Source organism: Bacillota bacterium, assembly GCA_036504675.1.
Classification (GTDB): Bacteria; Bacillota; Sulfobacillia; order JAJYWN01; family JAJZPE01; genus DASXUT01.
Map to the genome: position 1 here is coordinate 25036 of DASXUT010000162.1, position 10565 is coordinate 35600.

At 67.7% G+C, this 10565-nt stretch carries 8 protein-coding genes; 2 read left to right on the top strand and 6 right to left on the bottom strand.

Going from position 1 to position 10565, the window contains the following annotated elements:
• Positions 1-124 precede the first annotated feature (124 nt).
• Positions 125-397 (bottom strand): TIGR04076 family protein, encoded by a 273-nt coding sequence (locus tag VGL40_12850; GenBank protein HEY3316151.1) that lies wholly within the window; start codon positions 395-397, stop codon positions 125-127.
• A gap of 44 nt (positions 398-441) precedes the next feature.
• Between VGL40_12850 and VGL40_12855 the strand changes: the two genes are divergently transcribed.
• Positions 442-621 (top strand): hypothetical protein, encoded by a 180-nt coding sequence (locus VGL40_12855; protein HEY3316152.1) that lies wholly within the window; start codon positions 442-444, stop codon positions 619-621.
• Between the two features lie 209 nt (positions 622-830).
• On the opposite strand, the gene VGL40_12860 is transcribed toward VGL40_12855, so the two are convergent.
• The 5 genes from VGL40_12860 to VGL40_12880 all read right to left on the bottom strand — a co-directional run bounded on the left by VGL40_12860 (position 831) and on the right by VGL40_12880 (position 5768).
• Complete coding sequence (locus VGL40_12860; protein HEY3316153.1) at positions 831-1679, bottom strand: NapC/NirT family cytochrome c; 849 nt, start codon at positions 1677-1679, stop codon at positions 831-833.
• 93 nt (positions 1680-1772) lie between these two features.
• Positions 1773-3104, bottom strand: a complete 1332-nt coding sequence (locus tag VGL40_12865; GenBank protein ID HEY3316154.1) for a tetratricopeptide repeat protein — start codon at positions 3102-3104, stop codon at positions 1773-1775.
• A gap of 199 nt (positions 3105-3303) precedes the next feature.
• Positions 3304-3576 carry a TMEM165/GDT1 family protein gene (locus VGL40_12870; protein HEY3316155.1) on the bottom strand — a complete coding sequence of 91 codons (273 nt, stop codon included), beginning with the start codon at positions 3574-3576 and terminating at the stop codon, positions 3304-3306.
• 73 nt (positions 3577-3649) lie between these two features.
• Positions 3650-4345: a DUF421 domain-containing protein gene (locus tag VGL40_12875; protein ID HEY3316156.1), complete on the bottom strand. Its 696-nt coding sequence runs from the start codon at positions 4343-4345 to the stop codon at positions 3650-3652.
• A 22-nt stretch (positions 4346-4367) separates the two neighbouring features.
• Entirely contained in the window at positions 4368-5768 is a 1401-nt protein-coding gene (locus VGL40_12880) for a cyclic 2,3-diphosphoglycerate synthase (protein ID HEY3316157.1), read from the bottom strand.
• A 516-nt stretch (positions 5769-6284) separates the two neighbouring features.
• Between VGL40_12880 and VGL40_12885 the strand changes: the two genes are divergently transcribed.
• The coding region (locus VGL40_12885; protein HEY3316158.1) for an FAD-dependent oxidoreductase at positions 6285-10565 on the top strand (4281 nt) is incomplete at its 3' end.

Here is a 10565-nt window from a genome sequence, read left to right on the forward strand (position 1 = left end):
CCTCGGAAGTTGGAGCTTCCGCAGTTGATTCTCGGGCCTGCACTTCGGCAGGCCCGGGGTATACTCCTTCAGAGCGGGACTGGACCGGCGGAAGTAGGATTCGCGAGGGGTCGGGGCGAAGGATTCATTGTCCGCCCTTGACCGGACGGATTTCGAAGACCACCGGGTTGGCCGCGTCCGGGCAGGCGACGGTGACCCGACCGGACTCCTTTGCCCACGGAAACGAGCCGCCGAGTTGGATCACCCGAAGCCCCGGGAACATCGCCTGCCAGGCGGACACACAGATCCCGGCCGGGGTCGTCCCGCGGATCTGCCAGGTGTCGCCGACCTTATGCCCGATCCCGCAGAATCCTTTCTGCTCAATGACGGTGACTTCGACTTCCGGCGTTCTCGCCATCCGGACCTGCCCCCTTGATCTATCCTGGCCACGCAGCTACGGAGGTGATTCCCGCGGACCTAGCCTTCTTCGAGTACGCCTTGTGGACCATCGCCGGCCTGTGGTCGATCCTCTTCGTCGCCAAGGCCACCACCGGTCCTCTGACCTGGGTGGTCCGGGTCGTCGGCGCCCTTCTGATCGGACTGTCGCTCCTCCGGGCCCTCCTCGAGAAGAACGCGACTTAAATCGCCGATCTTCCCTTCTCGGAGATTCCCCTTGGGCCGGGGGATTCCTCCCGGTTGGCGCGACTGAGCTAAGAGAGTGACCGGGAAATCCACGAGAACCTATGGGAAACGAGAACGCCGGGCCCGATGAGGGACCGGCGTTCTTCTTCGTCTGCCGCCCGATCGAGCGACGCCGCGATCCAGACCCGCGGTCCGGACGCGGTCGGGGCTCAGTCGGTCTCCGCCGTTCCGGCCGCCGTCCCCGGGCGGAAGCCGTGGCAAGTCCGGCACACCTGGCCGGGGAAGTGGTTCTGCTTGTCGGAGTGACAGGTCTCGCAGGGTGCCCTCGACGGCAAGGCCTCTAAATGGACCTGGTGACAGACGTAGCAGTCGGTGCCGGAGTGCATCGGAGCCGCGTGGAGCCCCGCCGTCAGGGCCGGCTGATGGCAACCCAGGCAGGTCGGGCGGGCCGGCAGGAGCGACCCGGTCTGGCCCAGGTACTGGTGGCATGACCCGCAGGGCAGGTCCTGCATGCCCAGGGTCTTCTCGGCCTTGGCCCCGCCTTTCTCATAGGGCCCGTGGCACTTCTGACAGATCGCCTCCGGCGCCTGGAAGACATGGAGGCTCGTCCCGTGGCAGTCCGTGCATTGGATCTTCCGGCGCTCGACGTGGGCGACGTGGATGTCGGTACCGGTGATGTCCGGCGTCCCCCCGGGGCCGCTGTGGCAACGCTGGCAGGCGGCGCCCGGGACGACCGCGTGCTTGGTCACCTGGATCGGATGGCGGGTGACCGTCTCGAAGACCTGCCTCAGGCTTGTCTTGATCGACGACTCGTGGCAGCTGTGACAGTTGACCGTGGAGTGGACGCTGCCTTGCCAGAGTCGGAAGGGTGTCTCCATCAGGTGGCACGACCGGCAGAACTGAGGGTTGTTCTGAGTGTAGCGGTAAGCCCGGAAGCCCACGACCAGAAGAACGGCCAGGACGACCGCGCCCCCGGCGAGGAGGCCGGCCCTGAGCCCGGGGGGCAGGCCGGTGATTCCTTCATAGATGGTTCGAAAATGACGACGAAACCACTCCATGGCACGGAACGACGGACGTTCCGGACGCCCCCCTTTGCGCCCCGGGGAGACCCGGGTCATCACGCCGTGCGGCGGGCGGCCTCGCGGCGGCCTCTAAAGGAGGCTCTTGACCATCCGGACGGCCTCGGCGGCCCCGCGATCCCCTCCCTTGGCGGCCGCGGCGAGCCTGGCCAGTTCGTCCTCGTTGAGGCAGGCCTTGGCCACCGGCTGCAGGTTCAGGGCGAAATTGGGGTCAAGCTCCCTGGCTCGTTTCCAGTGGCCGAGACTCTGCTCCGGGTGACCCAGGCGGAGATGGGCGATCCCGAGCCCAAAATGAGCCCGTGGGTTATTCTCTCCAATAGAGAGGGCTTTATCGAACTCGGCCGCGGCCTCGTCCGGCCGTCCGAGGCGCAGGTAGTTCTCGCCGATGCTGCTCGGGACCTCCGGATCCATCGGCCGCAGCTCGGCCAGACGGCGCCAGGCGGCCACCGCTTCTTCGCACCGGCCGGCCATGGATTGGGCGATGGCCAGGTTTATGTGGGCCCGCTCATAGCCAGGGTCGACGTCGAGGACCCTCCGCCAATCGCCGATGGCTCCCTCGAGGTCCCCGCTCTGGGCCTTGACCAGACCGACGTTGTAGCGGGCATCGACGTTCCTCTCGTCCTTCTCCAAGGCCCGCTCCCACTGGACCCTGGCGACCGCAAGGTCTCCCTTCAAGGCCTGGACCTCACCCAGGTTGACCAAGGTCCGGCCATCGTCCGGGGCCATCTCAAGGGTCTTCTGGAAGTGTTCGATGGCCCGGTCGAACTGCCGTCGGGCGGTGAAGGCCACCCCCAGGTTATAGTGAACATTGGGGTTGTCGCCGCCGAGTCTCAGAGCCTTCTGGCAGGCCGCGATGCCCTCGTCGAAACGCCCGGCGTCGACCAAAGCCGCGCCGATGTTCTGGTGGATCGAGGGATCGCCTGGTGTCACCTCGGCCGCCTTCTGCCAAGCCTTCAGGGCCTCATCGAGCTTGCCCATGGCCAGGTAGACCTCGCCGAGGTAGTTCTGGGCGAGGCTCGAGCGGCCCTGGGGGTCGAGCTCGATACTCCTCTTGAGTTCGAGGGCGGCGGCGTCGAGCATCCCCTTGATGGCGTAGATCTTACCGATGAAGAAATGGGCCTGGGCGTGCTTCTGGCTGAGCTTGACCACTTGCTTGAAGTGGCTCAGGGCCTCATCAAAGAGGCCCTGCTCCGAATAGGCCACGCCCAGGAGATAGCCGGCGCTCACGTTCAAGGGGTCCAGGCATAGGGCCTCCTGGAACTCCCGGGCAGCCGCCGCGAAGTCCTTCTTCTGCATGTGGGCCACCCCGAGGTCGTGCCGGAAGACCCAGTTCCTGGGCTCCGCCTTGATGCCGTCCAGGCACTTGCGGATGATCGCCTCGAGCTGTTCATCGGCGAGCTTCAAGCCAAGATCCCCCTTTGAGGCCGCCGCGGCCGCCTGCTACTTGCGCTCTTCCTTGGGGCCGATCTCTCCGTCGAGATAGGCATGGAGGAAAGTGTAGATCTTGCCCGCCCTACTTCTGCAGGAGAGGGGCAAAACCTCCTTGGCTCAGCGGGACGGCCGGGGGCATGGACTCCCCAGGGGACCGGGGTCACCGGCGGGTTCAGATCTTCTTGGTGACGAGCAGGATGCCGAGGATGATGAAGGCCATCCCCGCCCCGGTGTGCAAGTACTGGCGGGGGATGAGCTTGGTCAGGGCCTCGCCGAAGACCACCCCGAGGAGGGAGGTCAGACTCAGGGCGAGGGCCGCGCCGAAAAAGACCGACCAGGGAGAACGGCTCTGGGCGGCCAGGGTCATCGTCGTCAGTTGGGTCTTGTCGCCCAGCTCAGCCAGGAAGATCAGACCGAAGGTCGAGAGGAACAGGCGCCAGTCCACGCATCACCCTCCAATCCGACTCTGGTGCCCGGCCAACGGGGATAGCCTTCGACTTGGTTCCTTTTGAGGATATTCAGTGACCGGTCGCCCCTTTCCGCTTCCCTTTTCTCCCCCCGGACTTGGCGGCCCTCTTTTTCTTCTTCACTTCCAGCCGCCCCCCGGGGCCGAGGACGGCCGTCTCCACGTCGATCATCCGCTTGATCCCTTGCCGCTGGAGGAGGGCCTTCAGGCGGTCCAGGTCCATCCTGGCCCGGCCTAGATTCTCCCGGTGGATCTTCCCGTCCTGGATGAGGCCGAGGCCCCGCAGATCGGCCAGGGTCGCCGGCCGGTCGGCCCGCTTCTTCAGGACGCTGAGGTTGCCGTCGGTCTCGAGGTAGGCCCGGTAGACCTCGTCGAGGCGGGCGATCCCCTTCTCGCGGAGCCGCTCGGCCAGTTCCTCCCGGCTGACCTTGGCCCGGTTGAGATTCCTCTCGATCAGGCGTCCCCGCCAGACCACCAGCACCGGGCGGCCTTCCAGGAGCCAGCGCAGGAGGGGGCTGCGTAGACACAGCCAAGCCAAAACCAGCTGCAGGGCGACCAGGGTGACGATGGCCAAGAGAGCCGGGCGCGCGTCCAGGCGGGGGTCGGCCAGGGGAGCCCCGAGGATCTCGGCCACGGCGATGACCACGACAAAGTCGAAGGCCTGCATGTCCCCGAGCGTTCTCTGTCCCATCACCCGGAAAAGGAAGAGCGCGAAGGCATACAGGCCGATGGTCTTCAGGACGGTCACCGACTATCTTCCTCGCCTCGGGTCAGCTTTGGAGCGGCCCCTGCCATTGCTCCGGCGTGTAGGCCGGCCTGGGGCCCGGGGCCATCGCCGGCCGCCCCTGCCACCGGGCGCCCTTGACCGCTTCCCGCCCGATCCCGGGCACCCGGTCGAGAAGGTCGACGAGGTCAGGATGGCCGATCTCCTGGAGCTCGTAGCGGACGCGGACGGCGGGCCGGTTGATCTGGACCAGCCGCCGCAAGTCGATCGGCGTGGCGATGACGACGACCTCCGCCGGGCAGGCGTTGATCGTCTCCTGCAGGTCGTGGATCTGCTGGCCGTTGTAACCCATGGCCGGAAGGAGGGTGCCGATCTTCGGGTACTTCTCGTAGGTCCGGGCGATGGTCCCGACGGCGTAGGGCCGCGGGTCGATCAGCTGGGAGGCCCCATACTTGCGGGCGGCGATGACCCCGGCCCCGTACTGCATCTCACCGTGGGTGAGGGTCGGGCCATCCTCGATGACCAGGGCCCGTTGACCCCGAATGGGCCCGGGGTCGTCGACATAGATGGGTGAGGCGGCGTCGACGATGACGGCATTGGGGTTGACCCGGATTGAGTTGCGGCGGACAGCCTCGATGCCTTCGCGGTCGGCCGTCTCGACCTTGTTGATAATGACCACGTCGGCCATCCGGAGGTTCGTCTCTCCCGGGTGGAAGGCGACCTCGTGGCCCGGCCGGTGCGGGTCGACCAGGACGATGTGGAGATCAGGGACGTAGAAGGGGATGTCGTTGTTGCCCCCATCCCAGATGACCACGTCGGCTTCGCGTTCGGCCGCCCTCAGGATGCGCTCATAGTCGACGCCGGCGTAGACGATGACCCCGCGGTCGATGAGCGGCTCGAACTCCTCGCGCTCCTCGATGGTGCAGCGGTTGACCTCGAGGTCCTCGTAGTTGGCGAAGCGTTCGGCGGCTTGGCTCAGGAGGTTGCCGTAGGGCATGGGGTGGCGGACGGCGACGACCCGATGCCCGAAGTCCCTCAGGATGTCGGCCAGCCGGCGGGTGGTCTGGGACTTGCCGACGCCCGTCCGGACGGCGGTGACGGCGACCACTGGGCGGTTGGCCCGGAGCATCGTCGTCCGCGGGCCCATCAGGCGGAAGTCGGCCCCGGCCGCCAGGACCTGGGAAGCCCGGTGCATGACGTAATCGAAGGGGACGTCGCTGTAGGCGAAGATGACCTGCTCGGCCCCGGTCCGCTCGACCAGCTCGGTCAGGTCGGACTCGGGGTAGATGGGGATGCCCTCCGGGTACCCATGACCGGCCAGTTCCGGAGGATAGACCCGGCCCTCGATGTCCGGGATCTGGGTGGCCGTGAAGGCGATCACCTGGTAGTCCGGATTGTCGCGGAAGTAGACGTTGAAGTTGTGGAAGTCACGACCGGCGGCCCCCATGATGATGACCTTCCTGACCTGATCTGGCAAGGCGAAGAACCCCCTTTGAACAACGGCTGCGGCGGCCCGCCCAGGCGGCGCCGTGCTGCTTCGTTTAGTATCCTCCGGCGAAGAGGCCTTATGCGACGGCTGGTTTAGGGCTCTTGGCACCAGGTCGCCGGCGCGCCCAAGAACCCGGTATGGAAGAAGGAAACCGCACCCTCGGAGCCGAATAGAATGGTCACCGGAAGGGCCGTCGCTCCAAGCGTGGCGGCGCCCGTTCAGCAAGAATCCCCTGGGGGGTGAGCCGGCTTGTACAGGCGGCTCACAGTCTGGCCCTGGTCCTCCGACGGGCCTCCGAGGGCCGGTCCAGAACGTGTGAGAAAGGTGCAGGTAGATGAGGTAAGGCGGGCGAAGCCCGCCTTCTTGTGTTCTCAGGTTCACATTCACAAGCGCGGGGAAAAAGGCGAGCTATGAAGGCTCGCCTTTGGCATTTTCCAGGGGCCTTTCTCAACCGAAACGCGGGGGGTGTGTGCAGTGGCGAACGAACCGGTCCAGTTTTCCGAGAACCCGGCGGCTGGCGAGACAGGTCCGGTCCCGGCCCGAGATGAGGCGACCGCGACCGGCGCGGCCACCGGGGCCGTCCTCGTCGTCGGCGGCGGCATCGCCGGCATTCAGGCATCCCTGGACCTGGCCCAGGCGGGGTACCTGGTCCACCTGGTCACCCGAGACCCCTCGATCGGCGGCAAGATGGCCCAACTGGACAAGACCTTTCCGACCAACGATTGCTCCATGTGCCTCCTGGGTCCGAAAATGACCGACTGCCTCAACCATCCGAACATCGTCCTGCACACCCTGGCTGAGGTCACCGGGCTGAGCGGCGAACCGGGACGCTTCCAGGCTGAGGTCCGGAGCCTCCCGCGCTACGTCGACCTGGCCGCCTGCACCGGCTGCAGCGATTGCGAGGCCGCCTGCCCGGTGGAACTCAGCGACGCCTTCAACCAAGGGCTGAGTAAGCGCAAGGCCATCTACCGCTTGTTCCCCCAGTCGAGCCCGAACAAGTACGCCATCGACAAGCGGGGCAGGTCGCCCTGCCGAATGGCCTGCCCCTCGGGCATCAACACCCAGGGCTTCATCAGCCTCATCGCCCGCGGCAAGTACCGCGAGGCCTGGGAGTTGATCCGCCAGGAGATGCCCTTCCCGATCATCTGCGGGACCGCCTGCCATCACCCCTGCGAAGGGGTGTGCCAGCGGGGCGAGGTCGACGACCCGATCGCCATCTCCCGGCTGAAGCGCTTCGTCGGCGACCACGTCCTCGGCCACCTCACCGAATTCTACCCGGAGGGCGTCCCGGTGCCGCCCCGTCTTCATCCAGAACAGGTGGCCGTGGTCGGCTCAGGGCCGGCCGGGCTGGCCGCCGCCTATCACCTGCGGCGGCGTGGGTATGGGGTGACCATCTTCGAGGCCCTCGGCGTGGCCGGCGGGATGATGCGGGTCGGGATCCCCGAGTACCGGCTGCCCAAGCGGCTCGTCGAGGCGGAGATCGACCAGATCCTGAAGACCGGCATCGAGCTGCGCACGGGCGTGGCGATCGGCCGCGACCTCGACGTCGACGACCTCTTCGCCCAGGGCTTCGGGGCCGTGCTCCTGGCGGTCGGGGCCCACGCCCCGCAGAAGATCGGCGTCTACGGCGAGGATCTCGGCGGGGTCTTCCATGGGGTGACCTTCCTCCGCCAGGTCAACCTGGGTCAGCGGGTGGCCATCGGGGCCCGAGTCGTCGTTATCGGCGGCGGCAACACGGCCATCGACGCCGCCCGGACGGCCGTCCGGCTGGGGGCCGAGGAGGTCACCGTGGCCTACCGTCGCTCCGAGGCCGAAATGACGGCCCTCTCCGAAGAGGTCGAGGAAGCCCGCGAGGAAGGCGTCCGTTTCGAGTTCCTGACCTCGCCGATCCGGATCATCGGCTCGGCCGAAGAGCGGGTCGAAGGCATCGAGTGCCTGCGCAATGCCCTCGGGGAAACCGGTACTGACGGGCGGCGCCGCCCCGTTCCGATTCCTCGCTCCGAGTTCATCATCCCGGCCGAATCGGTGATCATCGCCGTCAGCCAGGCCCCCGACCACACCTTCCTCCATGACACGACCCTCGAGACGACCCGCGGCGGGACGATCATCGCCGACCAGTTGACCCTGGCCACCAAGCTCCCCGGGGTCTTCGCCGCCGGCGACGCGGTCAGCGGCCCGGCCACCCTGGTCGAGGCGGCGGCCGCGGGCAAGGAGGCGGCCGAGTCCATCCATCGCTACCTGCAGGGGCAGGACCTGCGGGCCTGGCGCACGCGGCGGCCGCGCCCCGAGGACGCCAGGCGGCTGGAGATCAGTGTCTTGGGGACCCAGCGCCAGAAGCGCGAGGCCCTGCCCCGCCTCGGGGCCGCCGAGCGGCGTCGCTCCTTCGCCGAAGTCGTCGGAGGCTACACCGCTGAGCGGGCCTCCGCCGAGGCCCAACGCTGCCTGGCCTGCGGCGGCTGCTCCGAGTGCCGGCAGTGCGAGGCGGTCTGCAAGCCCGTGGCCATCCGCCACGACCAGACGGGGAGCACGACCAGCCTCGAGGTGGGAGCGGTGATCCTCGCCCCCGGCTTCTCCCTGACCGACCCGCGAACCCTCGGCGAGTACGGTTATGGCCTTTACCCCAACGTCATCACCGGGCTCGAGTTCGAGCGGCTGCTCAACGCGACCGGCCCGACTCGCGGCGAGCTCAGGCGCCCCGGCGACGGCGGCCATCCCCGGCGGATCGCCTTCATCCAGTGCGTCGGCTCCCGCGACCCCGGCCGCGGCAACCCCTACTGTTCCTCGATTTGCTGCATGTCCTCGACCAAGGAAGCGACCATCGCCAAAGAGCACTCCCCGGACTGCGAGAGCACGGTCTTCTACCTCGACCTGAGGGCCCAGGGGAAGGGCTTCGACCGTTACGTCCAGTCGGCCAAGGACGACTACGGGGTGCGGTACCTGAGGGCCTTCGTCTCCGGCCTGAAGGAAGACCCGAAGACCGGCGACCTGACCATCCGCTACGCCGCCGACGGCCAGATCAAGGAGGAACGGTTCGACCTCGTCGTCCTGGCCACCGGCCTGAAACCACCGGCCGGGGCGCGCCAACTGGCCGACACCTTCGGCATCGACCTGGACCGACACGGCTTCGCCGATTGGGACAAGACGTTCCCGGCCCGAGCCAATAAAGGAGGGATCTTCGTGGCCGGAGGCTTCACCGGACCACATGATATCCCGGAGACGGTGATGGGCGCCGGCGCCGCGGCGGCCGAGGCCAACTCGCTCCTGGCCCTCGCCCGCGGGACCCTGACCCGGCCCCGCACTTACCCGCCGGAGCAGGAGGTGTCCGGCAAGACCCCGCGGATCGGCGTCTTCGTCTGCCGCTGCGGGATCAACATCGCCTCGGTGGTCGACGTCCCGACGGTGGTCGCCCGGGCGGCCAAGGCCCCCGGCGTGATCCATGCCGAGGAGTTCCTCTTCACCTGCTCCCAGGACTCACTCAAGAAGATCCGCGAGACCATCGCCGAGAAGGACCTCAACCGGGTGGTCATCGCCTCGTGCACCATCAGGACCCATCTCCCGCTATTCCGCGATACGCTACGAGAAGCCGGGCTGAACCAGTACCTTTGCGAGATGACCAACATCCGCGAGCAGTGCTCGTGGGTCCACCGCACCGACCCGGTGGCGGCCACGGCCAAGGCTGTCGACCTGGTCAAGATGGCCGTCGCCAAGGCGGCGACCCTCGAACCCCTGACCACCTTCCCGGTCCCCGTGGTCAAGCGGGCCCTGGTCGTCGGCGGCGGGCTGGCCGGGCTGCAGGCCTCACTATCACTGGCCGGAATGGGCTTCGGGGTGACCCTCCTCGAGCGGTCGGCGGCCCTCGGCGGGAACCTGACCAACCTGGCCTGGACCCTCGACATCCCGGACGTCCCGGCCTACCTCGATGAGCTGTTGATGCAGGTCGACCGGCAGCCGGGGATAACCGTCCTGACCAACGCGACGGTCAAGGACTTCCATGGTCACGCCGGGCACTTCACCACCCGGGTCGAGGTGGCCACGGGCGATGGCCCCGGCGGGGGCGGGCGGACGACCACCGACATCGAGCACGGGGTGGTCGTCGTGGCCACCGGCGGGCGCGAGCTGGTCCCCGATGAGTACCTCTATGGCGAGGACTCGCGGGTCCTCACCCGGCTTGAGTTCGAGCGGCGCCTGAAGCGCTCCGGTGAGCCGATGGTCCCCGTCCGGCGGGCCGTCTTCATCCAGTGCGTCGGGTCGCGCCAGGCCGGCCGCCTCTACTGCAGCCGAACCTGTTGCGGCGCGGCGATCAAGGACGCCTTGTTGCTCAAGGAGGCCGACCCGGCCTGCGAGACCTACGTCCTCTACCGCGACGTGCGGGCCTATGGCCTGGCCGAGGAGTACTACCGGTTGGCCCGTGAGCGCGGGGTGGTCTTCATTCGCTACGAGGAGACCGCCAAACCGGTGGTCAGGGCAACCCCGTCGCAGCTGGACGTGACCGTGGACGACGCCGACAGCGGCCGGGCGATGACCCTCGGGGCCGACCTCGTCGTCCTGGGCGCGGCGACCCTCCCCTCGGAGGGCACCGCTGAGGCCGCCCGGGCCTTCAAGCTGCCGATGACCGAGGATGGGTTCCTGGCGGAATTGCACGCCAAGCTCGGCCCGGTCGACTTCCCCAGCCAGGGCCTGTTCTTGTGCGGATTGGCCCATTCCCCCAAGTCGATCCCCGAGACCATCCTGCAGGCCCAGGCGGCCGCTTCGCGG

What these genes read in the sequence shown, in the direction of transcription:
- VGL40_12850 (HEY3316151.1), bottom strand. Translation starts at nt 397, where the DNA reads ATGGCGAGAACGCCGGAAGTCGAAGTCACCGTCATTGAGCAGAAAGGA.
- VGL40_12860 (HEY3316153.1), bottom strand. Translation starts at nt 1,679, where the DNA reads ATGGAGTGGTTTCGTCGTCATTTTCGAACCATCTATGAAGGAATCACC.
- VGL40_12880 (HEY3316157.1), bottom strand. Translation starts at nt 5,768, where the DNA reads ATGGGGGCCGCCGGTCGTGACTTCCACAACTTCAACGTCTACTTCCGC.